Source organism: Paenibacillus periandrae (assembly GCF_022458865.1).
Taxonomy (GTDB): Bacteria; Bacillota; Bacilli; order Paenibacillales; family NBRC-103111; genus Paenibacillus_S; species Paenibacillus_S periandrae.
Genome location: NZ_JAJNMU010000006.1, coordinates 313,172 through 339,863 on the forward strand (window position 1 = coordinate 313,172; position 26,692 = coordinate 339,863).

The window sequence follows — 26,692 nt, forward strand, 5'->3', positions numbered from 1 at the left end:
TCAGGCTTTAGGCCATAAAACCAATATCAATATTATCCTTTAACCGATCCGATCATGGCTCCCTTGACAAAGTATTTCTGCAGGAAAGGATATACCGCAACGACAGGAACAATTGCGAAAATAACGGTTGCTGCTCTTAATGTTCGTTCATTATAGGTCATGTGAACTGTCGAGGGAGCACCTGCCATAATGATGCTGTCGTCGGTGATGAACTGCCGGATTTTGATCTGTAGCGGGAACAAATCAGGATTTTGCAGGAACAGCAGAGGAGTTTGAAATTGGTTCCATATCACAACACCGTAGAACAAGGCCAAAGTGGCCAGTACTGCCTTGGACAGTGGGAGCACGAATTGGAACAGCATCCGGAAGTATCCGCATCCCTCAATGAAAGCCGCCTCTTCCAGCTCTTTTGAAAATTGCTTAAAGAAAGTCCTCATGATAATTAGATTAAACGGATTCAAAATATGGGGCACGATTAGGACCAACGGGTTATTATAAAGTCCTATACCGCGTACAGTCAAAAAGAAGGGTACGAGTGGCGCTTTGAATACCATTGCTATGACAACGCCGACCATAACCACTGGACCCCAGCGGAACTCAGTTTTGGAAAGCGGGTAAGCAAGCAATGCGGTGACGATCAGCGCCAATACCGTGCCAATCAATGTTGAGCCCAAGGTCAGAAAGAACGCTTTCCACAGATCGGGACGGTATACAATATATTCCCAGGAAGCTAAAGTAAATTCCCTTGGCCAGATCGTGACCAGATTTAGATCCACGGCTCTCTTGGAACTAACCGAAGTGGAGAGGACAGACAGAAGCGGAATGATTGCAATGACTGACAACAGTACAAGAGCGGCTGTAATTCCCGATACATATATCTTTTCTCTTCTTGATTCAGACATATTCACCAAATCCCCCCATCTGAAACTTTTCTAGATAGCTTATTAAAAATGTATACAAGGATAAATCCAATAACCGACTGGAACAAGCCGACAGCAGTAGCAAAACTGTACTGTGCTTGTTGGATTCCCGTTCGAAATACATAAGTATCCAGAATGTCTCCAACACTATATGTCATCGGTGTCAACAGATTGTACACATGATCAAAGCCCAGTTCCATGAAATTTCCGATCTCAAGCAAGAATAGCACCATCACTGTGGGCAAAAGGAGCGGAAAGGTAATGTGGCGAAGTTGTTTGATCTTGGAAGCGCCATCAATCATCGCTGACTCATATAACTGAGGATCAATCGCGCTGATGGCTGCCATATAAACAACAGTCCCCCATCCCGCATCCCTCCATATGGATGTGATGACATAGATCAGGCGAAAATACCCTCCCTCTTGCATGACAAGTACGGGATCATAACCAAACCATCCAATTACCACATTGAACAATCCGCTTAAAGAGAAGAAATCAAAAATGATGCCAGAGATAATGACCCAAGACAAAAAGTGTGGAATGTAGAGCGCCGTTTGAATTCCTTTCTTCAACGCCGATTTGCGGATTTCGTTGATCATGAGAGCCAGCAAGACTGGAACTGGAAAAACCAACAAAATTTTGAGAAAACCTAACATTAATGTATTGCCGAATATCCTGATAAAATCCGGATGTTGAATAAGTGTCTGAAAGTGCCGGGTCCCCACCCAAGGACTATCTAGTATCCCTTTAAACACGGAATAATCTTTGAATGCGATTACAGTTCCTATCAACGGAATGTACTTGAACACGATAAGAAATATGATGCCCGGAATGGCCATAATATATAACGGCCACAATACTTTCATCCGATGATTTGCGACTTTTTTCACTTTACTACCTCCTGCAACAACTTTCATCCGATGATTTACGACTTTTTCCAACTTACTCCCCCCAGCGATCTTGTTGTATTCGTTTACAATTTCACTATACTATTTAAACCAGCATAGCTCAATTAGGCGTTTTTAAGTTCTTAACCACGTCATTTTTAAGATATTTCCTCCCCTTCCTTCTCGGAGTCATAGGCAACCTCCCTTCTTCAACTGCATCATAACCACCCGTGTCGTCTTTAGTACAATCAAATACCCTTACATTACTCAAAGGAGCAAACAATGCTCAATCCCGCGTTTTTTAGACATTACAAGACCACTTTTTAAGAAAATGATGTTAAAATTACACATTTCCATTTTTAGGGATACAGGGAAACCATTCCATCCAGAATTTTAAATTTCTTAAAAATGCCATTGTTTAAAACTATAAAATGCCCTGTTGGAGAATAGCTCAACAGATAGTATAGTTTTTGTAAACGGATACAATTGCTACCGAAAGGCGGTGAATATTTAAGAACCAACCGTAAAAGAAGGTATTCCGTTTACACTCATATTCCAGGCTATTACACCACCAGGATCATCTTATTTCTAGGAGGTAGCACCTATTAATGTTAAACTTCAAAAAAATACTCAGAATGAAGATTCTTAATTTCACTCTCGTTACTGCTTTAGTGGGGACCAGTACAATCATCCCGCAAACAAGCAATGCAAATGAGGCTTCAATTCCTTCAAGTGCAACGATAGCAGTTGATGCTAATGTCTCACAAGGCGCACTTTATAGAGGTGAACAGCACTTCAACATATCCAAATATTTTACCTATGGGGACCAAAGAAATGCAGATGTACAGTTTATTAATGACCAAGGTCTTCACAGTAAAGTGTTAAGGACTTGGGTTGACCAAGATATTTATGATACGGATACCGATACATATAATTTTAGCAAATATGACGATTACTTCTCAGATACAAGTAATATGGCGGATGCCTTACTCGTTAATATAAAAGCAGAGAAAGTGATCCCCGAGTACAAGTCGCCTGATAAAGTCAAGCCCATCCTTAAGAATATCATTAAATATCTGAAACAAAATTATCCGAAAGTAAAGTATATAGAAGCTTTAAATGAGCCTGATGACATGAAAACCAATCGCTATAAAGGCGTTGTTACACCCGACACTGTATACAGCTATTATAAAGCCTTCTCTGATGCTGTATATGAAGTCAACGCAGAGTTAAACCCATCGGTCCCTTTGCAGGTCGGAGGGCCTACAACAATGAGATTGGACTTAGATTGGTTACGGAAATTCCTTGACGGATATAAGAATGATACATCGCCCAAAAAGCAGCTTGACTTCATATCCTACCACGGTTATTTTACAGGACCTAACTACACTGATTTTGTTAAGGAAGACCCTAGTATCGTGAATAATCAACGGAGCCAGATCGATGCTGAGCTCAGCAGCAGAGGCCTCAGCATGTATATACCGTCATTCATTACTGAATCGGGGATTTACCCGGGAACCTTGTCTGATGTTCCCAACAGCAGTGGGGGAGTTCAACCCGACCAATTAAGACAGGCAGCAGGATTGGCATCACTTCATTATTGGTTTATGAATAATAGCAAAAACCACGCGTTCCAGTGGGAATTGCGTCATCCGGATAATGCAAGAAAGGATGTTTTAGTATCCAGGGATCAAAATAATGTTGTACTGTCAAACATACCTACTAATAAGTTTACACCTTATGGAAATATGTTAGTCATGCTGTCAAAGATGAAAGCGACCAGAATATCGGCTACCTCGGACAGCATCATGGGCGGTAAAGGTGTGTATGCTTTGGCCGCTAAGGATGATACAGGCGTTTCCCTCATGATGTGGAACTATCAGAGCACGGAAACAAAAGGTTACAATGGAGTCGCCAATGTATCCAGCCTGCCGTCCATATTCAGCGGTAAAAATGTCAGAGTGAAAACGTATAAAATCGATGCAACCACAAGTAACTATTATGCAAATAACGACAAAGGCAATCTCCAAATGGTAGACGACAAGATCGTGGCCCATAATGGGAATTACACCGCCTCCGTGCAGCTTGAACCGAACAGCTTGCAATTACTGGTTCTGGAGCCCGTAAGCAAACCCTCAAGCGTAACGGTATCCGTTGATGCTAATGTCTCGCAAGGCGAACTTTTTAGAAGTGAGAAGTACTTCAATATAGCTAAACAATCTACTTATACAGCTGCACAGGCTTCGAGGTCCGCAGATATTCAATTTCTTAATGATCAGGGACTTCATACGAAAATTCAAAGAGTGTGGATCAATGAATCAGAAATTTACGATGAATCTACTGGGTTATTCAACAAATATGATCAAATTGACACCTACTTGTCGCAGGTAAGCAATATGGCGGATGAACTGCTAGTTAATGTAAGAGCAGAGAAAGTGATAAAAGAATTTGAGTATACCCCTGCGCAGATCAAGCCCATCGTAAAGGAATATATCAAACACATCAAACAAAATTTCCCTAAAATAAAGTACTTAGAAGTTACTAACGAACCAGATGCTCCTGCAAACAGCGAGGCTAACTATTACAGGATTGACCCGGTTACAAAAAAACAAACTAATACTAATATTCTTTCACCCAGTAATTATTACATCTACTATAAGGCTTTCTCCGATGCTGTAAATGAAGTCAACGCGGAATTAAATCCGTCGGTTCCTTTGCAGGTTGGAGGACCCGCTTTATACAATTTCGATTTAGATTGGTTCAAAGGGTTTCTGGATGGATATAAGAACGATACATCACCCACAAAGAAGCTTGATTTCATATCCTACCATGGTTATTTGAGAAAAGATCCTAGTACTGGAAAAAATCTTTTTTATAAGGATAACCTCAGGATGGCGGAGCCGGAACGATCCGTTATTGAGGGTGAACTCAGCAGCAGGGGCATAAGCACGGATATACCATCCTTCATTACGGAAACAGGTATGTACCCGGGACCATCTGGGGATGATCTGGATTTAATTGCGCTTTCGCAAGGAAAAACCCCCTCCTTTGATTACATTGATAAGGATCAATTAAGGCAGGCAGCAGGAATGGCATCGCTTGCTTACTGGTATTCGGACAGCAGCAGTAAAAACTATCCGTTTGGTTGGAATGTACGCCATAATGGCGGTAATGGCAGAAAGGATGCTTTAGTATCCAGAGATAGAAATAACAAGCTGCTGGATCCAATTTATTCAGATAAGTTTACACCTTATGGAAATATGCGGGAAATGCAGTCTAAAATGAAAGTGACCAAGGTATCTGCTTCCTCGAATAGTATCGACAGTAACGGTAAAGGTGTATATGCTTTGGCCTCCAAGGATGATACAGGTGTTTCCCTTATGGTGTGGAACTATCAGGGCACGGGTACGACAGATTACAATGCAGCAATTCATATATCTAACCTGCCGTCCATATTCAATGGTAAGAATATCAGAGTAAAAACTTACAAAATAAATAATACTACAAGTAATTATTATAACGGAGATCCAGATAACCCTAATCTGCAAATGATTGACGACAAGATCTTGACTCATAACGACTCTTACAGTACTTCCGTCTACCTGGATCCAAACTGTTTGCAGCTATTGGTATTGGAACCGGTAGATGCCAATGTGCTGCTAAGCAATTCTTTTGATGAGGAGGTTACAGGAGCAACACCGGGTTGGACCGTAAGCAAGCCCCCCGGTACGGCCGTTTCCATTGTGAACGTGCCCAGTACGGTCAATCGAAGTGTGTACTTAAAGGATGATTCAACCGCAGGCTTTGCACAGATTACTAAGACCTTCTCAGCTCAAACAGAAGCAGTCACGGCCCAGTGGCGATTTAAAGACGACTCGGATGTAATGGGTGACCGATTCCAATTAAAGAGCGGCACTACTGTTGCAGTTGATGTATACGTGAATGCGTCCGGTATATTGATGGCATCCGGTACTGCTCTTCAGAGTCTGAACTCTGGAACATGGTACAACGTGAGTTTGACGGCGAACCCCGCAACGAATAAGTATGACATCTACATTAACAACTCTTTGAAGGCATCTGGAATACCGTTTTCCGCTCCGGTAACGAAACTGGATACGATCAGTTTCCGTACAGGAGAATCAAACAAGAACTTGCTATATATCGATGATGTGAAGATTTCGAATATAACTCCGCCATCTTGGACGAGCAGCAAAGCTTTAGTCGCCACCAGCCGCAGCCAAAACTCCATAGGACTTTTGTGGAGCGGTGCAGACTATACAACCGTAGCCTACAAGGTTTATAACGGAACTACCCTATCTACTACGGTAGTTGACGCTACAAACACCGACGTCAACGGATTAACCCCTGGTATGGATTACATCTTCACAGTTCAGGCAGTCGATAAGTACGGCAACGCAAGCACGGATGGCCCGACGCTTAACGTGTCCACGACTTCATTCCAGAGAGGAGGTTCCGGCGGTTCCACGAGCAGCGGAGGCGGCGCATTACCAAGCGAATCCGTTTCTCGCGACGGCTTAACTGCAGACGCTGAAGGGAAGGTAGACTCCAATTCGCTCAAATCGGCCCTTTCCGCTTCGAATCTAATAGAAGTTGTGGCAAATGGGGATTACGTTAGCTTGCCCGCTATGGGTCTCATCGATGCTGCGAAGAATCAAAATTCTGCAGTAAAGGTTACTTCAGCAAACGGCTCTATTGTTCTGCCGTTGTCTGTTCTGAAACTGGAGAAATTAGCCGAATCAATAGGAGTCAGCATAAGCGAGCTGAGTGTTAGCGTTTCTATAAAGAAAATATCCGGAGACTTCGCAAAAGGCGTAGCGGAAGCTCTGTCTAAAGCGAATGCTACGTCTCTTTCCGACGCGATTGACTTCAACGTAATCGTTCAAGACAAAGTCGGTAATTCATTTGATGTAAACTTTGGTGCAACCTATGTTTCCCGATCCGTCAACGTACAGAAAGCTGTCCCTGACAAAGCAACGGGGGCTCTATTCAATAAGGTTAGCAAAAGCTTAACCTTCGTGCCTACTACTTTCGAGTTCAACAATGGCAAAACTATTGCTACCTTGAAACGTAACGGCAACAGTATCTACACAGTTGTTGAGCTCAACAGGAATTTTGATGACATCAATGCTCACTGGGCTAAAGCGGAGATTGAATTTCTGGCCAATAAGCTTGTTATCGATGGAGTATCGGAACATAAATTCGATGCCGACCGTAACATCACCCGAGCAGAATTTGCAGCATTGATCGTTCGTGCCTTGGGGCTTAGCCCCATGAAGTCGGTATCCTCATTTGCGGATGTCAAAGCCGATGCCTGGTACTCGGATGCTGTTTCTACAGCCTCGGCTGCCGGAATCATCCATGGTTACGAAAATGGAGCATTCCGTCCGGATACACAAATTACCCGTGAGGAGCTTGCGGCAATGGTTGTCCGAGCCATGAACTACGCAGGTGCTGACAGTAACGTTGCCCCTTCGGATCAAGCCATGATTCTAAGCCGATTCAAGGATTCGAGCAAGATCGGCTGGGGGCAGAAAGAAATCGCTGCCGCAATCAGTGCTAACTTGATTAACGGCATGTCTGAGGACACACTTGGTTCCGACAGAATGGCAACTCGCGCACAAACCGCTGTCATCCTGAAGCGTTTCCTAAAAGCCGTCCATTTTATAGATTAAGCATATAGAGAAAAATTATTGGGGTCCTCCCGTGGACCCCTTCTCTTTTTGGAGGTGTTCTCGGTAGTAGGTCGTTCGTATTATTTGCCATGCTGGCGAATAATACGAACGATCACATTCATCACAACCGAGTCAATAACCGTTCAGATATCATTTAGGATTTTAGGGTGAAAACAAAGCTGCCGGATTCGCCACACACCATGTGTCGAATCCGGCAGCTTTGTTTATGTTCTACTTACTTTCTCCTCGAGTTCTTACGATATTCGCTGGGTTTAGACCCTACCAATTTCTCAAATAAACGGGCAAAATGCTGCGCATCCGAATAGCCGACCATTTGACAGATCTCGTACACCTTCAAATCGGTTTTCTCCAGTAGATCCTTCGATTTATTAATTCGAATCTGAGCAAGAAAGTTAAGATAAGTATCACCTGTCTTCTGTTTAAACAGCTGGCTTAAATAATATGGGTTAATGAAAAAGCGGTCGGATAGATCCGCGAGGCTGATCTGATCGTTGTAATGATCCCTCACGTATTCTTTGATTTGTGTAATGATATCCTTTTTCTTAGGTATTTTTCTTTCCACTTTTAACGAAATAATTCCCCTAAAAACTTGAACCATCCATTGCTCTAATTGCTCAAGGGTTCGAATACGTGAGGTGTCCTCCAGAGACAATATGTTTCCTCCTAAAAAGTTATTTTGCTGCAGCTGAAGGAATGACATTTTACGCACGCTAGATAACAGGATGTTCAAGCACTGCAATTGGAGGTCAACCGGACTCATTCCTCTTTCCGAATCCATCTGCTGGAATATTTCACGTATGATGCGAATACATTCTGCTTCGTCCATATTATCCAAACCGGATTCCAGTTGGTTGATCATATCTTCCGAAATAGGATGGCTCGTTCCCGGAAGGGTTATGATCTCGGGGTAAGGGATCACAACATCCACACCTTTGATTACCTTATAGCTTAATGCATAGCGGGCTTCCTCAAAGGATCGGCTAATCCCCGCTTCACGCTCGTGCACGGTTCCGATTCCAATAGTCATTTCCAGCTTTAACTCGCGATACAGGGACTCTCTTAGACGCTGGATGGAGCCGACCAACTTCTCATAAGCAATATTTCGACTATGTGCAACGACTAAAGCGATCTGGCCCCTGGAATAACGGAATCTGTATACCTTCAGGTACTGCTCAAATGCGTGATCTATCTGGCGAAACACCGGTTCAAGGACAAATTCCTTAAAGCTTTCATTGGTATTCCCTAATTCTAACAAAGCACAAACAAAAAAATTACCTTCGATGGGGATGGATGCCATCCGCAGCAGTTCTTCCACGTAATCGGTATTTTCACTACCAACGTCAATGATGTCCCTCAATGAGATTTCCTGCATGCGGCTATGGACCTCTTGCTTCAGATCCTCTACTTCCTGAAGCTTAGCTTTTTCCGTCTTAATGACCTCTATAACTTTATAAATACAATCGCGTAACTCCTCTATCTCCACTGGTTTGTTAAGGTAATATTGAACCCCCAACTGTATGCCCCTTCGTGCGTATTCAAAGTCGGCATATCCGCTTAATAAAATGAATTTCGCTTGACATCCAGCTTCCTTAAGCATGCTGATCATTTTTAGACCATCAACCTGAGGCATTCGAATATCCGTTATTACTATATCTGGCTTCAGTACTTGAATTAGTTTTACACCTTCAATACCGTTGAGGGCTACACCCACCACCTTACATGCCGAAATATGGCGTTTTATCAATAATTGGAGGCCGTCCAAAATCCCCTTCTCGTCGTCTACTAAAATCACCTTCATTGTTACCCGCCCCTTCCTATTTATTTAACAAGCGATTAGAGCTTAGGAATTAGTATCTCTACCGTTGTCCCTTGCCCGTCCCAAGGCAAAATTTTAAGGTGATATCGTTCGCCATAATGTATTTTTATGCGCTCCGCAATATTTTTCAAACCTAGCCCTTTTTCCTCCGACTCTAGCTTGTACTTATCCATTTCCGCTTCTTCCAAAATTCGGCTAAGCCCTTCGTATTTTTCGTCCGAAATACCAAGTCCGTCGTCCGAAATTCGAATCAATATCCATCCCTCGTCAGTCCAACGCCCTTCAATTACAATATTCATCATTCGGTTGTAATCTTGAAAACCATGATTAACGCTATTTTCAACTATGGGTTGAAAAACAATAGGAATGATGCTGCACCGCTGCATCTCCTCGGGAATGCGGATATCCAAACAGAACTTGTCGTCAAAACGGATATTCTGAAGCTTTAAATAATTAAGCGTGTACTCAACTTCGTCCTTAATAGAATGCCTCCTGCCTTCCTTCCCCAATGCTAAACGAAACATTTTTCCTAAAATCATGATCATGTCAGCGGTCTCATCATCCTCATTGACAAGCGCCTTCATGCGGATCGATTCCAACGTATTATAGAGCATGTGAGGATTGATTTGGTTCTGAAGGGCAATAAACTTGGTATGACGGCGCTTTATCTCGGCTATATAGACTTCTTCGATCAAGGTTCGAATGGTGGTAATCATTTTGTTATAACTATTAACCAGACACCCTATTTCGTCATTGGACTGCTCACTATCGATTGGTTTGTATTCTCCCGTTTCTGCCTGCTTCATGCTTCGACGTAATGCTTTGATTGGCTTGGTGATGGTATAGCTCAAGGTTATGGAGATAATCACCGTAACGAGACTTGTGATCACAATTACCATTACGGTCACAACCTTCATCCTGCTGATTTTCTTCAGTAACTTATCACGGGAAATTTCCGTCTTTATAATTAGATTCCCTAGCTCGGTTTGGCCTGTGAGAACAATTCGGTCATCCGAACTAGAATCACTATTATACTCCTTACCCGATTCCATTATTTCCTTCCATGACTGTTTGCCACTAGCCGCATCGGAATGATACACAATCTCCCCGGATTTATCACTAATGTTAACACTTATACCATATTTGTCTTGAGCTTTGAGAAAATCATTAGCAAGCGGAAGCAATGTATATGGATCAATATCAATAAGAAGCAGCCCTGCATAAGTGCCATCATAATTCAGGAGCACCCTGCCTATCGTGACCAGCACACCTTGTCCTTTATCCTCGTAATAAGTGCGGTCGTGCAGGCCCGTAATAAAAAACGTATTGTCTGAGCTTTGAAGTCTTTTGTACCATTCCCTGGTAACTAACTCTCTCAAATTTACCATGCTAGTTGTATTCCCATACTCGTAAATACTATTGTCATGACTGATCAGCATCACATTAACAATTTCCGGTTTCAACAAAGCAACCTTCATCAATAACTTCTGTACGATAACCTTTTGAATAATGAACTCGTCCATAGTCAACTTCCGCTCATCGCCAGGTTTGAAAATAATATCATTGTCAACCAATACCGATTTGGTAATCTTGTCATATTCTTTAGTGAAATTATTGAGTGAAACCTCGATCTGCGATGTGTACAACGAAACTAATTCTTGTGAAGAATCTTCCAAACCCGCAACCCAATGTTGATATATAATGGCGCTTACAACCACCAGCGGAACGACCCCGGCAAGTAGGTAACCTACCATCAATTTGTTGTGGAACTTCATATTTCTTATGAACAAAACTGCTTTGGGGAACCATTTTGTATGCTCCATAGGAAATCCATCCTCAATTGTTAATTGTCACTTTCTTGATCAATAACCAGAAATAGAAATGAAGCCCTCCAACGGCCCTTAAATATTTCCGATAAACAAATCCATTTTTCACTGCATATTTGTATTCGCTTACACTAATGCTAAATCCCCCTATATCAATAAATGATCAAGATGAGCTAATACTAATAGTACCCAATAAAACATTTCATTACAATAAAATCATCTTGATAAAGGAAAGCAGGATCTTCTTCCATACGGATATTGCTTGTATTATAATTTCCCCAATCGCAAAGTCCTATTATCACTTTCTAATGTTGTTAATGCAACCCGGAACCCCCTAAAACAAAATGATCATGAATTTGCATTTAGAGAGGTCCATATTCCTTTTATGCTCCTACAATACCACTTTAAGTTGTGGTCAGCAGGCTCTAATAATAAGACCTCTAGGAGAAAATGAACACAGTATCCGTTCACCCACCCCAACAAGAAGAGGCCCTCGGAAAGCCTCAAAGTGTCTGATCATTGTTTAATTTCCATGGTTTTCGAGGATAATATTGCGGAAACTTGCCGCCGTTTCACTCTAGATAAAGCTTCCACCGTCTACTTTGATGAGATCACCTTTCACGAAATGCGAATGGGAAATTAAAGAGCAAACTGTTTCCGCCACATCTTCAGGAGTTGCGATTCTGTCGAGCGGCGTTCCCTCCGCCAGTCGCATTATATGATCCTGATGTCCTTCAACCCAACGAGTTTGAACAATTCCCGGTGCAATGCTGTTCACTCGGACTTCAGGGACATGACGTGGGAAGCGATTTCGTTATGCTGATGGCAGTGGCTTTCGAGGCTGCATTAAGCGATTTAGCTCCAATCCCGTCAATACTGCGACCGAGATAATGGTGACGATACAGGCTCTCCGCTTTATAATTCGGACGCTGCAGCTCGGCAAAAGTAGAAAAGCCCCTTGACGTTGACATTCATCACCCGGTTCCAATACTCTTCCTTCAATCCTCCTAAGTCTTCATGGTTGACAAATTTCGTTAATCATTTACCGGAAATGAAAATCTTCAGAAACATTAGCTTTGAGCAGCAAACTTTTAGCTCCTAAAGCATCAATTTGTTTCCCCGTTTCAACGCTTCACTTTCAGATTTGGAGTAATTAATTGTAATGTACTCTTCCCTGTCTAAAGAAAAGCGGTTGCTTTTTCATTGTCGTTAGAGGAACCTGTAATAATAGCAGCCTTTCTTCTCAATATCTGTCCCCCTATTAGTGCTTTAGCGCCTTAAAATACGCGCTTTTTTCATGATGAATGTCGTCATATTGAGAAAATGGTTATATGATATCCAGCACATTGGATAAGCCAATTCTTACATATTATGATACATGTTTATTATACAATTAATAAACCCAATAACGAGTTTTTTCGAGCCACTTCTGCCATGCCGTCACGTCCCAGCTCGATCCTTCAGGGATTGCTACTATAGATCCCCCCACAAAATTCCAAGACTAGGTCAGCGTTTAAAATTGCCGCAACCATGTGCTTCGAAAATAGGTTAACATAAACAAGGTACACCAATAACTTATGGGGTCCCTACCATAAATATACATTTGATATATTTACATCACTTCCATGCCCCCCTCGGCAGAAATAGTTTGCACCTAGACACGACCATTATGGATAAACAAACCAAGATATCGGGATTACCAGTACCGAGGTGATCATCCCCGCCATACACATGGAAAATACGCTGATGCTGCCAAGCAGGTCGGATTCGCGAATTAACCGGCCTGTCCCAATCCCGTGTGAAGACGTTCCCATTGCAATGCCAACGGAAAAATCATCGCGCATGCCAAACAACCTGAGCACCTCGGGGCCGATCATACTGCCCAGCAATCCGGTTAATACGGTGAGCACAGAGCCTAACTCCGGAATCCCTCCCATATTACGGATAATTTCTACAGAAATCGGCGTAGTTACAGACTTGGGCATCATGGTAACCATAATTTCTCGTGAACCGCCCAATAACCAAACCAATGCTGAGCTGCTGGCGATACCCATAACCGATCCGGCAAAAATCCCGGCTAATAAGGGAGCCATCTTATCTTTAAACTTTTGCGCGTTCTTATATAGCGGAACTCCCAGTGCTACGGTCGCCGGACCGAGGAAAAACTCAATCAGACTTCCTCCGGCATGGTAATCCGAATAAGATACTCCACCCGCAAGCAAAACAACAATAATCAGACCTGAACATATAAAGAGCGGATGAATCCATTGAATAAAACGATTTATACCAAACGAAAATACGTATGCCAGCACGGTCAATGATATGCCGAATATCGGGCTTTGTGCAATCGAAGATAAACTCACGTATGCTCCCTCCTTGCGGGAATATGCGACGGTGCAGAGATATTCGATTTTGAATTTTTTCTGTTTCTGCCAGTCAGCGCCTTCACGGTCCATCCAGCAGAAAGCAACACAGCCAACCAACTCAGCAAAAAAGTCACAAAAATAGTTATAACATGCCCCCGGACCAATGGCAGGACGGATACCGTTCCTGCAACAATGGGAGCAAAAAACAACAGCATATGACGTTTTAAGAACATCGCGGCTCTTTCGACCCACTTCAATTTAATTAATCCTAAGAATAAAAATAAAGTAAATAAGGCTAGACCGATTACATTGGAGGGAAGAGGAACATGTAATTCTTTTTGAATGAACATTCCCACCAGATAAAAAACGAGCAAAATTGCAAAACCTTGCATACTGCACCCCCATTAAGTAAAATCAAGCTGTTTAGTTGAGACATTCTTGAATGAACTACCGTATCGGATTGGCTTTAAAGTTACATCTCTAAAGAATCTGAATAAAACATATAGTTCAATATAATGAACTTGGTTCCTTATTTAGAAAGTAATTTTATCACCTAATCTACGTTGAGTCAATTCCGTGTACTTATTAAACCTTCACAATTAAAACTTTCTACGTAAGAGGTATTCTCCTCACGAAAAATCCCCTCCAAGTTAACAGTAAGAACATTCTCTTAACTGTTTGTCTGGAAGGGATATTATCGGAATACTGGTGCTAGCTTACAGCATAAAGCTTTTTCTGCTGCCCGCCATATAGGTGCTTGCACCTATATGGCAGCCTCGGTTATTTAACTTCTGCAATGATGCGAGACAAGTTGGTAAGCTTGTCTGCACGCAAACCATAGGGTCCTTACGACATCTGTCCTGCTCTACGACATACCACTCTACGCCGTTTCGTTCTCCCCAACTCAGAACCGGCTTGAAATCGATGCTTCTTTCGCCGATTTCCGCAAACGTTTGTACATCGTCTCGGGTCATATCCTTCAGATGAATGATCGGCATTCTCCCGGAATAAGGCGAGAGATAAGAAACAAGGTCTTTGCCGCCTTTCTTCACCCAATATACATCGATTTCCGCGAGAAGCAGATTGTCCGCAGTCGGCTCGAGCAAGTACTCCAAAGTGGAGCGACCTTCAATCGTGGTATCAAACTCAAAGGCATGGTTATGATAGCTGATTCGCATTTTTTCCTGCCGCAGTCGTTCCCTCGCTTCATTTAAGCGTTTCCTTACTTCCATGTACCCACTTGCATTTCTCAGGTCCTCAGGTGTGGAGGAGATGACCAAATCACGGGTTTTGAACAGTTGAGCCTCAGCAATTACCTGATCCAGCTCTTCCTTAACCCGCTGGTATTTAATATGTAGGCCCGTTTCCAACATCACTTCCGCCAGAGCCTCCGGCTCATATCCCTGATATCCGGCAAATTGCACGCCGGCCCATCCCATACGTTTTAATTCCCGCAGGACATTTGGAAAATCCGCCTTGCACTCATCCCGCAAAGTATAAAGCTGCAACGCACATTTTTGCTGCATCATTTAATGACCTTCCATATTATTTTAGGGTTGTTCAAGCCTCGTAGTATGGATTTATAATTACAAGCATACTTCCCTTCCGGTTTCTGCGGATTCATAGAGAGCTCAAACATGTATCCAAAATATCCCATTTATTGATCAAAACTTTCTCATTTATAACCGTTACTCACATCGGGTTATACTTTTCATCTTCTTTAGTCCAATTCTTCCACAACCAATCCATACTTGTCATCTCCTTAACGAATTGTCTCATTTATAAACAAAATATTGTTATTATCATATATTCACATTTACCAGAAGGACTATACATAAAATTTGATGCTTATAAAAGAAAAACCCAGTTAGGCCAAGGGTTTGGCCTAACTGGGTTAATGCCCAAAGTCTCAAACATATACCCAAATTTGTCTCATTTATCGATCAAAGCAGTCTCATTTATAACCGTTACTCACAAGTTGACCAAGATTTTTATTTCAACTACATCCCCCGCTGCCTCATAGCCTCAAAAAGTACAACCGTCGCCGCCATCGCCGCATTAAGCGATTCTGCTTTTCCCTGCATCGGTATCCGTATATGCTCTGTTGCAAGACGGGATACCTCGGCCGACACCCCCTGTCCCTCGTTGCCAATAACGAACCAGACCGGACGACGGAAGTCGAACTCATAGCAGCTTGCAGTAGCTTGAAGACTGGTAGTCACAATAGCAACGCCTTGCGAAGCGGCTGAAGGCAGCCACTCTACCAAATCTCCCGAGGCAATCGGTAGATGGAACAGCGATCCCATCGTGGAACGAACGGTTTTCGGATTGTACAAATCCACAGTTCCCTTTCCCAGCAAAATACCGGTAGCACCTACAGCGTCCGCGCTGCGAATAATCGTGCCGAGATTACCAGGGTCCTGCACGCCATCGATGACCACGACAAGGCTCGAAGCTGCAGCCGCGGAGGTTTCTTTACTAGAGGATGAACATTCTCTATCAATCTCATAAGGCTTAAGCAAATCCAGCGGTTCCCAGCCCAGCTTGGGCAGCACGGCAAATACCGCCTGCGGCGTTAAAGCATCCGTACATTTAGCTAACACCACATCACTAACGGCGATACATTCGATGCCAGCGCTCTCTGCTGACTGAAGCATTCCCTGAGGCAGAGACTGCTGCCGCTCCTCTGCGTAGACGAGCGCCTCGATCTTGACACCGGAAGCTAATGCTTCCTGCACGAGATGTACGCCCTCGATCATATATTGCTGCTGCTGGTCCCGCCCTTTTTTGTCCAGCAGCTGTGCCCACGCTTTGACACGCGGATTGTTTACAGATGTAATCAATACTTCACTACTCCTCTTCATCCTGTTATTCCGCAAACGTTTTTTCGAATTTTTGTAAGTCCTCATTGTTCCCAACAACAATTAATATATCCTCAGAATCGATCAGTTCTTCAGCGTTTGGAGCGATATTCATCTTGACACCTGTCTTGATTCCAATGACATTGCAGCCGTATTTGGCACGAATGTCCAGCTGCCGCAGGTTTTTGCCTACCATATCCCGAGAGGCTCTGATTTCAACAATACTATGGTCTTCGGACAGCTCGATGTATTCAATAATGTTCTTGGAAATCAGATGATGCGCTACCCGCTGACCCATATCCCGCTCTGGATAAATAACTTTATCAGCACCGACTTTTTTCAGCACCTTGCCATGAAGCTCGTTCTGAGCCTTGACAATCACCTTGGGCACTCCGATTTCTTTTACGATAATGGTCGTGAGAATGCTTGCTTGAATATCGTCACCGATAGCGACAACCACAACGTCAAAATTACGCAATCCCAATGCTCGGAGTGCTTCTTCATCAGTGGAATCCGCCTGTACAACATGGGTAACAACCGTAGATATTTCCTGGATCCGATGTTCATTGCTATCAATAGCTAATACTTCAAAGTCCAATCCTGACAAGGTTTTGGCAACGCTGGTACCGAAACGACCCAAGCCAATAACGGCAAATTGCTTTTTCACGGACAACTACCACCCTTCTATCCAATCACGGTTTGACTTCTCAGCAGAACGTACTTCCATTGTGCTTTATTATACCATAAAATGATTTCTCCATAACCAAGCATGAACCGCACCCATTTGGCACATATTAAATGAAGTAAATTCAGTGAGTAAAGTGAGGAAACTTTTATGAACATTTCCCTTAGAGAAGCCATTATTCAACGCGTGACGGATAAAAATGACGATGAGCTGACGGGTATTATCGAGGATTCTGTCGGTGGAGCTGAGCAGGTATTGCCCGGTTTGGGTGTATTGTTCGAAATCATTTGGCAGCACAGCGAAAAAAGTGCCCAATCGCAAATGGTTACGGCTTTGAAGGAGCATTTGGCTTAACATTCGAGGAACGAATGGATCCTGTTGCAGGATATTCGCGCTTTATACCACGGATTGCTTAAGCAAATAGTAAAAAGCCACTGTATGGATCCGAATGCTGCGATTACAAGCGGCTCGGTCCACAGTGGCTTTTTTCGTTAACAAATGATCGTAAGCTTAATCCAATATGCCCCTAACCAATCCGCTTGGCAGTGGTACTGGTTTGTCGCAGGTGCTTTGCATCACATAATGTTTACCTTGCTCAGACGCATCATGGAAGCCATGCATCGCTTCAAGAACGTGGTACGCAAGCTCCCCGTTAGCGCGGTTCAATCTGCCGTTGTTAATGGCAAAAGCCATATCCAACACGCCCAGGCCACGGCTGTTATCTGCATAACCGTGAATGAGTGGCACTTCACTAAATTCCTTCGCATCGTGACGACGCACCAATACAGGCCCACCGAATGTGTTCGGGTCAGGTACGCTCAGCGTGCCTTCACTTCCGTAAATTTCAATGCGCGGCACTTGCGAACCGCCAAAGGAATCGAAGCTCGTAATAATCGTTCCAATAGCGCCGCTGTGAAAATCGAGCACGCCTGCAACATGTGTAGGTGTCTCTACCTTGATTTTTTGCCCAAATTTCGGTTGGCTGGTAATCGTCCGCTCTGGGTAGGAGATTTTGGCGGAGCCGGTTACCCGTTGAATTGGGCCAAGCAAAGCAATGAGAGCAGTCAAATAATAAGGACCCATATCGAACATTGGACCGCCGCCTGGCGCATAATAGAACTCAGGGTCCGGGTGCCAATGCTCATGGCCGCGACCGATCATGAATGCGCTGGCAGCAATCGGAGTTCCGATCCAACCATCGTTGATCAGCTTGATGCACGTTTGGATACCGCCGCCCAGGAAAGTATCCGGCGCGCTGCCCACCAAACGATCGTTCTTCTTCGCAGCAGCCAAAATCCGTTGTCCCTCTTCGCGGGTTACCGCTAGCGGCTTTTCCACATACACGTGTTTACCTGCTTCGAGTGCCTGTATACATACGTCAGCATGAGCTGCCGGAATCGTTAAATTAATGACCAGATCAATATCTGGATCTGCCAACAGCTCGGCAACTGAGCAAGCCTTGGCGATACCAAACTCCTCTGCACTCGCTTGTGCTCTCGCCACGTTCAAATCAGCGCACGCTGTAACTTCTAAAGCCGAAAATGTTTGGCAATTTTTAAAATAAATAGCACTGATTTTACCGCAGCCGATTATACCTACACGTACCTTTTCCATTTACAATGCTTCCTCTCTGCTTGCCAATTTTATTAAGCTACCTTGATTAAACCTGACTATCACCCATACCGGAGTAAGCTGCAGTGGCAGATGCCTTGTTGCTTGCCTGTGTCTTGCCCTCGGCCGCCCATAGGAAGCCACGACGCATGAGCAGTTTAACCTGCGGGATATCGATAATGTTGGCTTGATGTCCGAGCGAGTTGTAGTATACGCGCCCGACTCCCCAACGTTTGGTCCAAACTACAGGCATATCAACTGCCTTATTCAAGGAATGCGGGCCTTCTACCACAGGAAATCTTGTAGTCGCCAATACCTCTACAGCTGGGTCTACATGTAGGTAATACTGCTCGCTGGATACTGTAAAATCTTCAATGCCCTCTACGAGTGGACTTGTGCTGCCTTTAATATTAACGACGTATTCCACGCCATCATTGCCCGGATGAGCTACCCAGTTGCCGCCCGTCATGAACTGCCAGTCCACATTATTACGGAACGAATCGCACATACCGCCATGGCAGCCTGCTAGTCCAACTCCGCTTTGGACAGCTTCCGAGACATTTTTGGCGTACTGCTTATCAATCTCGCCCATCGTCCATACAGGTACAATTAGATCGAGCCCTAGCAGCTTTTCGGCATCGGCAAAAGCTTCCAGCGTATCGGACACCTCAACTTCAAAGCCTTCTTCCTCCAAAACAACACGAAATATATCAGATACTTCCTTAGGCTGATGACCTTGCCAGCCGCCTTGAACGATCAGTGCTTTTTTCATTCTGCACGCTCCCTTTTATTTAATAAGAATGGATGATTGTAAGCTCACTTCTAGACTTCGTCAATTCGCACCCAACGACGCTCCGCAATGGAACGATCTACCGCTTCGAGTACCTCTTGACACTTCACACCATCAACAAAATTAGGCACAGGCTGACGGTCTTCCTCCAAGGCCTGCATCAGCTCGACAACCTCATGAATAAAGGTGTGCTCGTATCCAATGGTATGACCGGCTGGCCACCAAGCGTCCATATAAGCATGAGAAGGATCGGTTGCCAACACGCGGCGGAAGCCCTGAACATCCTCAGCATCGTCTGTAAAATAAACCTGAAGCTCATTCATCCGCTCAAAGTCGAATTTTACGCTGCCCTTGCTGCCGTTAATCTCGAACGAATTCGTGCAGCGATGTCCGGGTGCAAACCGTGTCGCTTCGAAGCTGCCGAGCGCGCCATTGGCAAAACGGCTCATAAACAGCGTTGCATCATCGACCGTAACCGGACCCTTGGGCGCATCCTTACTGCCCTTCGCACTCAAGCCTGTCATCGATGTAGGCTCAGGACGTTCTTTAATGAACGTTTCGCTCATCCCGATCACCTCGGTCATGCCGCCGATCAAATAATGCGCCAAATCAATCAGATGTGCACCCAAATCTCCATGAGAGCCAGAACCGGCAATTTCCTTCTGCAGTCTCCACACCAACGGGAAATCCGGGTCGACAATCCAGTCCTGCAGGAACCAGGCACGGAAATGGTAAATCTCACCCAAACGGCCTTCATCAATCAGCTTCTTGGCAAGCATCACAGCAGGTGCAAAACGATAATTGAAGCCCACCATATGCTTCACGCCTGCATCCTCTGCTGCTTTGAGCATTTCCCTGGAATCCGGCAGTGTCAGCGCCAGCGGCTTCTCGCAGAACAAATGCTTGCCAGCCTTTGCCGCTGCCAAAGCAATTTCCAAATGCGCATTACTTGGCGCATTAATATCAATCACATCAATGTCATCGTTATTCAACAAATCCCGCCAGTCCGTCACATAACCGTCCCAGCCGAATTGCTCAGCTGCCTGGGCAACCCCCTGCTCATCACGGCCACAGATCAGCTTCATAGCCGGCTTGGCAACCTTCGGAAAAAACATATGTAAATCACGATAAGCATGGCTGTGTGCCTTGCCCATAAACTTATAACCGACCATCCCGATATTAACTTGCTTCATATTAGAATCCGCCTCCTTCAAAGTTTTACACTGGATGTTCATCTGTGATTACCATGCTGCTTAACTAAGGTTTCTGCTGCACGATTGTCTAACGACGAGCTCGGTGTCCAGCTTAACCTGAAAGCTGCCTTGCTCACCGTTCACCTGTGCCAGCAGACGCTCGGCTGCCAGACTGCCCATATCATAAAAGGGAACGGCCACGCTTGTGAGCGGCGGGTCTGTCACTCGGGCCGCATCAGAGTCATCGTAACCGACAATCGCGACATCCCTGCCGGCTTCCCAGCCAAGCTCACGCAAGCCCTGCATAAGACCTATCGCCATCCGGTCGTTTGCCGCAAATATTGCATCAATCTCGTGCCTGCGTTCGTATAACGCAGCCGCCATCCTGTAGCCACTGGTTCGGCTGTAATTGCCTTCGTAATACAAATTACGTAGCGCCTCGGCATCCTTACCTGCTTCGCCCATTGCCTTCCTGTAGCCTTCATATCGATCCGCACTATTGGAAAATTGCGAGGAGCCATTCAAAAAGGCGATTTGCTTATGGCCCTTATCCATCAAATGCTTCACGGCACGATAGCTGCCACCGATGTGATCCGCATCTACTTCATTGAAGCTTTCACCGGCAAAATGCTGATTGACCAGACAAAAGTGATGCCCCTCGGATTCCAGCATCTTCAGCTGTTCCCTTTCCTGTAGAGTATCACTGGCCCCCAGAATTATGCAGGCATCCACCTTTTGCGAACGGAATCGTTCAATGTAATCGCTCTCTTCGTCCAGGGAACGAAAGGTAAGCAGCAAATCATAACCCTTATCTTTCACCTTCGCGCCAATACCGCTTAACACTTCGGAAAAATAATACGTCGAGAACAAATGAACCTTCGGCAAATAGGGAAGTACAACGCCCAAATTTCCGCTTTTGCGGCGGGCAAAGCTCTGAGCTATCGCATTGGGGTGATAGTTAAGTGTCTTGGCAGCTTCCTGAACCCGCAGCTTCGTCTGTGCCTTCATGGGTCCTACACCATTAAAAACGCGGGAAACTGTAGCCTCGGATACACCTGCCAGCTCAGCAACTTCCTTCCTGGTTACAATAGGACGATCCCTCCTTCAGGTTTATGAAGCAAAATGACTTCGTGAGAAGTACGGTGAATAAAGTTCCGCTGCGCGACCGAAGTATTCCTCCGAGATGATGCTTACGAAGCCAGTTTGCTTAAGCAAACTCTCAGCTGTTGTTCCCAGAATTATTTTATAAAAAATATAGCGGTAAAATTCCGGAAACAAAGGCACCGCTCCGCTATCTCCAGAACACCACGGTCGCTCCGCTCATATATTCACCAAACTCTTTGAGTTTGTACAACAAACAAACTAACTGACTGACTAACCAACAAATCGAATAATCAAATAATTGACCCGCTAACTTCATTAGCCTTCGGCTTACAAGCTTCTCGCGAACTTGATAAAAGGTAATTCGAAAGCATCTTTTTAAAGCATCATTCCACACAATGTACACGCGTACATTTTCTCATGAGACGCCTCCTGTGTCAATACATAATCTAGATACCTTAACCTCCTCCCTTTTCGCGCCATATAGCAACACTCTTAGCGCTCTTCCGATTCATCATGATCTTGCTATTACAGGATCGAGCGACTATGCTTGAAATAACGAATAGCCAAGCCCGGAGGGGATTTCTATGAGACTGCTCGTAGCTGAGGACGATACATCGGTATGTGAAATGCTGCAGCTTTTTTTTCAAAAGGAACATTATAACACTACCTTTGTCCATGATGGATGGGTCGCCGAGCAGCGTCTGCTTGAGGAAAGCTGGGATTTTGTCATTCTGGACTGGATGCTTCCTGGCAAAGATGGGATCAGCCTCTGCAAACAGGTTCGCACCATAACGCCAACACCGATAATATTACTTACCGCACGGGATCAGGAGAAGGATCGGATTCTCGGATTGGAAAGCGGTGCAGATGATTATGTCGTCAAGCCCTTCAGCCCGATGGAGCTGATTGCAAGAATCAAAGCAGTCCTGCGACGTTATCACATGGGTACGTCCTCCTCCAGCTTGCAACCAGAGCCACCCTATCCTCCCCACGACTCTTTGAACATCTTAAAGCACAAGGACATCCGGATCGAATTGGAATCCCGGATCACTATGATACGTGGAGCTGTGCTGACAAATTTGACCCCCAAGGAATTTGAGCTGCTGTGCCTGTTTGTTCGCCACCCGAAAAAGGTATTTACCCGCGATATGCTTATCGAGAGCATCTGGGGCTACGACTATATAGGTGAGGAACGAACCGTCGACGTCCATATCAAAAGGCTGCGCAACAAAATATCAACACCTGAGAATCCACTCGTGGTCACCGTATGGGGCATAGGCTATAAGCTGGAGGAATGACGATGGGGAACAAACGATTGCGTTATCGCTTTACTTTTTTTCAACGCCAATTTATGAGTCATATGCTCGTATCCATACTGATCCTTGCTTTAATGGGAGCTGGCTTTGTCTATTATTTGAAGCAGCAATCGTATGCCCATGTAACGGAGGAGCTCAGCAATGCAGGTAAAGTGATTGTCCGACTGCTGACCCGTGAAGAGGAAGAACCGACTGTACCCCTACAGGCCTATCGAGGTTTGCTAGCTGAGCGCAAAATATCTTTTATTATTTTCGATAAAACCGGAGAGATTGCGTACCGTGATCCGAAAATGTCGGCCGCTCTGCGCAATAAAGCATTTTTGGATGGCCTTCGTGCCCGTGTCATGTTCATTAAAGACAATCAGACCTTTATCGTTGACCGCAGCCCCGAGCAGCCGCTTGTCGTTTTAACCAAACCGATCCATCCCAAAAGCAAAACAACTGATATGTACATGTTCATTTTTTCCCCTGTAGTCGGTTACAAGGACATCCTATTATCCATGGATCGAAATGTTGGATATGCAGCAGCATTAATTTTTGTGATTACAGCCCTTATTAGCGCTTTTATATCACGCAGGATAAGTCGAAGACTTCAACTGCTGCGCCAAGCCACATGCAAGCTCGCGGACGGTCATTATTCTATCCGGTTGCCGATCAATCGCTCCGACGAATTGGGCGACTTGGCACTCGATTTTAATGCAATGGCTGTACAGCTGGAGGCTTCCTCCCTACAACTCAAACAGTATGAATTACGCCGTCACTCCTTTATGACCGATGTATCCCATGAGCTGCGAACACCACTTACCTCCATACGGGGTATTATTGAAGGTTTGAAAAACAATCTCGTCACAGAACCTGAGGATAAACACAAATACTACGCCATTATCGAAAAAGAAACGTTTCGTCTTATTCGTCTGATTAATGAGCTGCTGGACATGGAAAAGATCGAAAATGGTTTGATCACACTGGCTAAGAAAAATAGTCCGCTGCGTGAAATTATGGAGACGGTAGTGGAAACCTTGGAAGTGCTGATCGAAGCCAAAAAATTGCAAATCATTATTGAATGCGACCCTGATTTGGTCGTCTATTGTGATTATGATCGACTTACCCAAATTTTGATCAACTTGATCAAAAACAGTATTCAATTTACCGAATATGGCACAATCCGGCTCACAGCGGCAGAAACCGAAGCCTCCACCCTGATCGATATTACCGATACCGGACGAGGGATGACAAGCGCGGAGCTTGCGCTCATCTGGGACCGATTCTATAAGGCGGACCCATCCCGTGCCAAGAGCAGCAGTGAAACCGGTCTCGGACTGTCCATCGTCAAGCAGCTCGTGGAGGCGCATGGAGGCACGATTGAAGCAAGCAGTACACCAGGAATCGGTTCTAGCTTTGTGATTACGCTTCCCAAGCTCGAATCCTAAATTCTCTCTTGCTATTCTATGGAAAAGAACGTATAATTTCGACTGATAATAATTATCATTATCGTATTTTTGCTCATACATAAGAGGATCCGTACGCTGGAGGTGTCGAAAGCAACACAGCAAGCCTATGAGAAAATTACAAGCCACTTCGAGTATGAAGCTCTTTTCCTTTAGCCTTATTTTTATCATTTCGTTGTTCGTTTTAGTAACAGCCATGTTCCTGGCCATCTCCTACGGAGCCAAAGAAATGACGCTTGGCACCGTATGGACAGCCGTGATCGATTATAACCCTAAATTGACCGCACACCAGATCATACATGAGCTGCGGCTTCCCCGGGTAATAGGAGCAGCGGTTATGGGAGCGGCGTTCGCTGTCGCTGGTGCTTTAATGCAGGGTGTGACACGTAATCCGCTGGCGGATGCAGGAATACTCGGAATCAATTCGGGTGCAACCTTTGCCGTTGCCCTTAGCTTTGCATTTTTTCCTAACTTGCCTTATTCGGCTTTAATTGCACTCTCTTTTACCGGAGCTGTGCTCAGTACGCTATTTATTTTTATGCTGGGCAGATCAGCTCCAGGCGGTCTAACCCCTTTAAGACTCACCCTCGCGGGAGCAGTGGTAGCCGCTCTGCTGCATTCACTCAGCTCAGGGATTGCGATTTATTACAATTTGGCTCAGGATTTGGCCTTTTGGTACGCAGGAGGTGTTGCCGGGGTCAAATGGGTACAATTGCAGCTGCTAGTTCCGGTTATTGTAATAACCATTTTGTGGGCCTTTACGCTTGGACGTTCGGTTTCGCTGATCTCGTTGGGTGATGATGTGGCCGTTAATCTTGGGGTAAACACGAAGCGGATTCGACTACTGGGCATGACCGCATCTGTGATTCTTGCCGGGGTATCGGTTTCAGCTGTGGGTGCGATTGGATTTGTCGGGTTGGTCATCCCACACATCGCACGCAAGCTGGTCGGTGTCGATTACCGATTCATTATCCCCCTCTCTGCTGTGCTGGGTGCCGTACTGCTGGTTGTCGCCGACATGGGAGCCAGAATGGTCAACCCGCCACGAGAGCTTGCGCTTGGCATTATGGTCGCCATGGTCGGCGTTCCTTTCTTTCTTTATCTGGCTCGTAAAGAAAGGAGGAGCTTATAGATGCAGCAGCAAGTATCAAACCGAAGCAAAAAAACGATCCAGGTCGGGATCATCCTGCTCATTATCGGCTTGTGTGCCATCCTGATCAGCTTGAACACAGGAACGATTCGGATCGCTCCTCTTCAAGTGATTCAAACCTTTCTTGGCCAGGGCAGTCCTGACGATAAGCTGGTTTTGTTCGAATATCGCCTGCCGCGGATATTGATTACAATGCTGGCTGGTATCGGATTAGGTGTATCCGGTGCTATTTTACAAGGATTGTCCCGCAATCCACTGGCTGATCCCGGTATTCTCGGGCTTCATGCTGGAGCTGCTTTCGGGCTGATTGCGTTCGTCAGTTTTTTTCATTCGATGAAGGACGCCTCTGCTCTGCTGATTCCTTTATTCACTTTAACCGGTGGTGTGTTGTCAGCCTTTTTAATTGTGCTTCTCGCTTATGACCGCCAAAGAGGTCTGCTGCCTATACGTCTCATCTTAATCGGGATCGCCGTAGCTGCAGGATTCAGTGCGATCACTTTGTTTTTATCGCTTCGTCTGGATGAAACGACCTATGCTTTCACTGCAAGGTGGCTGGTTGGCAACGTCTGGGGACGGGATTGGATTCACGTCTTTGCCCTGCTTCCTTGGATTCTCATATTTGTTCCTTACAGCTTCCTCCAGACCCAAGCACTAAATGCGTTCTCGCTTGGAGATGAGGTAGCGACTGGTATTGGAACAGCCGTACGCAAGCAGCGGCTATTGCTCTTGGTAACTGCCGTCGCTTTATCCAGCGCCAGTGTAGCGATGGCCGGAGGCATAGGATTTATCGGCCTCGTTGCTCCTCATCTTGCACGCCGCTTGGTCGGACCGATGCACCAACACTTTTTACCGATAGCTGGTCTAATAGGGCTCGTCATTCTCGTCGTTGCAGATACGATAGGGCGCTCCTTATTTCAGCCGAATGCGATTCCTGCAGGAGTTATAGTTGCCGCCATCGGTGCTCCATATTTCTTATACTTACTAACCAGATCCAAATAAAACCCA

At 45.0% G+C, this 26,692-nt stretch carries 21 protein-coding genes; 6 read left to right on the forward strand and 15 right to left on the reverse strand.

Annotated features, from left to right (window positions below):
* Positions 1-32: 32 nt before the first annotated feature.
* The gene (locus LRL21_RS12260) at positions 33-902 is read right to left on the reverse strand and encodes a carbohydrate ABC transporter permease (protein WP_240416054.1); all 870 of its coding nucleotides are present in this window, start codon (positions 900-902) and stop codon (positions 33-35) included.
* A 2-nt stretch (positions 903-904) separates the two neighbouring features.
* Positions 905-1,810: an ABC transporter permease gene (locus tag LRL21_RS12265; RefSeq protein ID WP_240416055.1), complete on the reverse strand. Its 906-nt coding sequence runs from the start codon at positions 1,808-1,810 to the stop codon at positions 905-907.
* Between the two features lie 605 nt (positions 1,811-2,415).
* Here LRL21_RS12265 and LRL21_RS12270 point away from each other — a divergent pair.
* Complete coding sequence (locus LRL21_RS12270) at positions 2,416-7,500, forward strand: S-layer homology domain-containing protein (RefSeq protein ID WP_240416056.1); 5,085 nt, start codon at positions 2,416-2,418, stop codon at positions 7,498-7,500.
* A 235-nt stretch (positions 7,501-7,735) separates the two neighbouring features.
* Here LRL21_RS12270 and LRL21_RS12275 read toward each other — a convergent pair whose 3' ends face one another.
* From LRL21_RS12275 to LRL21_RS12315, 9 genes are all read right to left on the reverse strand, one after another.
* Entirely contained in the window at positions 7,736-9,319 is a 1,584-nt protein-coding gene (locus tag LRL21_RS12275; RefSeq protein ID WP_240416057.1) for a response regulator, read from the reverse strand.
* A gap of 35 nt (positions 9,320-9,354) precedes the next feature.
* Complete coding sequence (locus LRL21_RS12280) at positions 9,355-11,160, reverse strand: cache domain-containing sensor histidine kinase (RefSeq protein WP_240416058.1); 1,806 nt, start codon at positions 11,158-11,160, stop codon at positions 9,355-9,357.
* 580 nt (positions 11,161-11,740) lie between these two features.
* Complete coding sequence (locus LRL21_RS12285) at positions 11,741-11,941, reverse strand: SDR family oxidoreductase (protein ID WP_240416059.1); 201 nt, start codon at positions 11,939-11,941, stop codon at positions 11,741-11,743.
* Between the two features lie 7 nt (positions 11,942-11,948).
* Complete coding sequence (locus LRL21_RS12290) at positions 11,949-12,134, reverse strand: hypothetical protein (protein ID WP_240416060.1); 186 nt, start codon at positions 12,132-12,134, stop codon at positions 11,949-11,951.
* Positions 12,135-12,830: 696 nt separating this feature from the next.
* On the reverse strand, positions 12,831-13,526 hold the full coding sequence (locus LRL21_RS12295; RefSeq protein WP_240416061.1) for an LrgB family protein: 696 nt from the start codon (positions 13,524-13,526) through the stop codon (positions 12,831-12,833).
* Positions 13,523-13,921, reverse strand: coding sequence for a CidA/LrgA family protein (locus tag LRL21_RS12300; protein ID WP_240416062.1), 399 nt, complete (start codon positions 13,919-13,921; stop codon positions 13,523-13,525). The genes LRL21_RS12295 and LRL21_RS12300 overlap by 4 nt, the downstream gene beginning before the upstream one ends.
* A gap of 324 nt (positions 13,922-14,245) precedes the next feature.
* A complete protein-coding gene (locus tag LRL21_RS12305; RefSeq protein WP_240416063.1) occupies positions 14,246-15,058 on the reverse strand; it encodes a sugar phosphate isomerase/epimerase family protein in 813 nt (270 codons plus the stop codon).
* Positions 15,059-15,529: 471 nt separating this feature from the next.
* Positions 15,530-16,393 (reverse strand): TrmH family RNA methyltransferase, encoded by an 864-nt coding sequence (locus LRL21_RS12310; RefSeq protein WP_240416064.1) that lies wholly within the window; start codon positions 16,391-16,393, stop codon positions 15,530-15,532.
* 4 nt (positions 16,394-16,397) lie between these two features.
* A complete protein-coding gene (locus LRL21_RS12315) occupies positions 16,398-17,057 on the reverse strand; it encodes a potassium channel family protein (protein WP_240416065.1) in 660 nt (219 codons plus the stop codon).
* A 168-nt stretch (positions 17,058-17,225) separates the two neighbouring features.
* Here LRL21_RS12315 and sspI point away from each other — a divergent pair, with 168 nt between their 5' ends.
* The gene (gene sspI, locus LRL21_RS12320) at positions 17,226-17,429 is read left to right on the forward strand and encodes a small acid-soluble spore protein SspI (protein ID WP_240416066.1); all 204 of its coding nucleotides are present in this window, start codon (positions 17,226-17,228) and stop codon (positions 17,427-17,429) included.
* A 156-nt stretch (positions 17,430-17,585) separates the two neighbouring features.
* Here sspI and LRL21_RS12325 read toward each other — a convergent pair whose 3' ends face one another.
* The 4 genes from LRL21_RS12325 to LRL21_RS12340 are packed head-to-tail and all read right to left on the reverse strand — an operon-like array spanning position 17,586 to position 21,758.
* Positions 17,586-18,689 carry a Gfo/Idh/MocA family protein gene (locus LRL21_RS12325; protein WP_240416068.1) on the reverse strand — a complete coding sequence of 368 codons (1,104 nt, stop codon included), beginning with the start codon at positions 18,687-18,689 and terminating at the stop codon, positions 17,586-17,588.
* 46 nt (positions 18,690-18,735) lie between these two features.
* Positions 18,736-19,458, reverse strand: coding sequence for a ThuA domain-containing protein (locus LRL21_RS12330; protein ID WP_240416069.1), 723 nt, complete (start codon positions 19,456-19,458; stop codon positions 18,736-18,738).
* Between the two features lie 50 nt (positions 19,459-19,508).
* The gene (locus tag LRL21_RS12335) at positions 19,509-20,669 is read right to left on the reverse strand and encodes a Gfo/Idh/MocA family protein (protein ID WP_240416070.1); all 1,161 of its coding nucleotides are present in this window, start codon (positions 20,667-20,669) and stop codon (positions 19,509-19,511) included.
* Positions 20,670-20,729: 60 nt separating this feature from the next.
* Complete coding sequence (locus LRL21_RS12340; RefSeq protein WP_240416146.1) at positions 20,730-21,758, reverse strand: LacI family DNA-binding transcriptional regulator; 1,029 nt, start codon at positions 21,756-21,758, stop codon at positions 20,730-20,732.
* A gap of 599 nt (positions 21,759-22,357) precedes the next feature.
* On the opposite strand from LRL21_RS12340, the gene LRL21_RS12345 reads away from it, so the two are divergent.
* The 4 genes from LRL21_RS12345 (at position 22,358) to LRL21_RS12360 (ending at position 26,686) form a co-directional block, all read left to right on the forward strand.
* Complete coding sequence (locus LRL21_RS12345) at positions 22,358-23,071, forward strand: response regulator transcription factor (protein WP_240416072.1); 714 nt, start codon at positions 22,358-22,360, stop codon at positions 23,069-23,071.
* Positions 23,072-23,073: 2 nt separating this feature from the next.
* Complete coding sequence (locus LRL21_RS12350) at positions 23,074-24,519, forward strand: sensor histidine kinase (protein WP_240416074.1); 1,446 nt, start codon at positions 23,074-23,076, stop codon at positions 24,517-24,519.
* A gap of 154 nt (positions 24,520-24,673) precedes the next feature.
* Positions 24,674-25,669, forward strand: a complete 996-nt coding sequence (locus tag LRL21_RS12355; protein WP_420832446.1) for a FecCD family ABC transporter permease — start codon at positions 24,674-24,676, stop codon at positions 25,667-25,669.
* Positions 25,670-26,686, forward strand: coding sequence for a FecCD family ABC transporter permease (locus tag LRL21_RS12360; protein WP_240416078.1), 1,017 nt, complete (start codon positions 25,670-25,672; stop codon positions 26,684-26,686).
* Positions 26,687-26,692 lie beyond the last annotated feature (6 nt).

What these genes read in the sequence shown, in the direction of transcription:
- LRL21_RS12260 (WP_240416054.1), bottom strand. Translation starts at nt 902, where the DNA reads ATGTCTGAATCAAGAAGAGAAAAGATATATGTATCGGGAATTACAGCC.
- LRL21_RS12270 (WP_240416056.1), top strand. Translation starts at nt 2,416, where the DNA reads ATGTTAAACTTCAAAAAAATACTCAGAATGAAGATTCTTAATTTCACT.
- LRL21_RS12275 (WP_240416057.1), bottom strand. Translation starts at nt 9,319, where the DNA reads ATGAAGGTGATTTTAGTAGACGACGAGAAGGGGATTTTGGACGGCCTC.
- LRL21_RS12280 (WP_240416058.1), bottom strand. Translation starts at nt 11,160, where the DNA reads ATGGAGCATACAAAATGGTTCCCCAAAGCAGTTTTGTTCATAAGAAAT.
- LRL21_RS12290 (WP_240416060.1), bottom strand. Translation starts at nt 12,134, where the DNA reads ATGTCAACGTCAAGGGGCTTTTCTACTTTTGCCGAGCTGCAGCGTCCG.
- LRL21_RS12300 (WP_240416062.1), bottom strand. Translation starts at nt 13,921, where the DNA reads ATGCAAGGTTTTGCAATTTTGCTCGTTTTTTATCTGGTGGGAATGTTC.
- LRL21_RS12305 (WP_240416063.1), bottom strand. Translation starts at nt 15,058, where the DNA reads ATGATGCAGCAAAAATGTGCGTTGCAGCTTTATACTTTGCGGGATGAG.
- LRL21_RS12310 (WP_240416064.1), bottom strand. Translation starts at nt 16,393, where the DNA reads ATGAAGAGGAGTAGTGAAGTATTGATTACATCTGTAAACAATCCGCGT.
- sspI (WP_240416066.1), top strand. Translation starts at nt 17,226, where the DNA reads ATGAACATTTCCCTTAGAGAAGCCATTATTCAACGCGTGACGGATAAA.
- LRL21_RS12325 (WP_240416068.1), bottom strand. Translation starts at nt 18,689, where the DNA reads ATGGAAAAGGTACGTGTAGGTATAATCGGCTGCGGTAAAATCAGTGCT.
- LRL21_RS12330 (WP_240416069.1), bottom strand. Translation starts at nt 19,458, where the DNA reads ATGAAAAAAGCACTGATCGTTCAAGGCGGCTGGCAAGGTCATCAGCCT.
- LRL21_RS12335 (WP_240416070.1), bottom strand. Translation starts at nt 20,669, where the DNA reads ATGAAGCAAGTTAATATCGGGATGGTCGGTTATAAGTTTATGGGCAAG.
- LRL21_RS12345 (WP_240416072.1), top strand. Translation starts at nt 22,358, where the DNA reads ATGAGACTGCTCGTAGCTGAGGACGATACATCGGTATGTGAAATGCTG.
- LRL21_RS12350 (WP_240416074.1), top strand. Translation starts at nt 23,074, where the DNA reads ATGGGGAACAAACGATTGCGTTATCGCTTTACTTTTTTTCAACGCCAA.
- LRL21_RS12355 (WP_420832446.1), top strand. Translation starts at nt 24,674, where the DNA reads ATGAAGCTCTTTTCCTTTAGCCTTATTTTTATCATTTCGTTGTTCGTT.
- LRL21_RS12360 (WP_240416078.1), top strand. Translation starts at nt 25,670, where the DNA reads ATGCAGCAGCAAGTATCAAACCGAAGCAAAAAAACGATCCAGGTCGGG.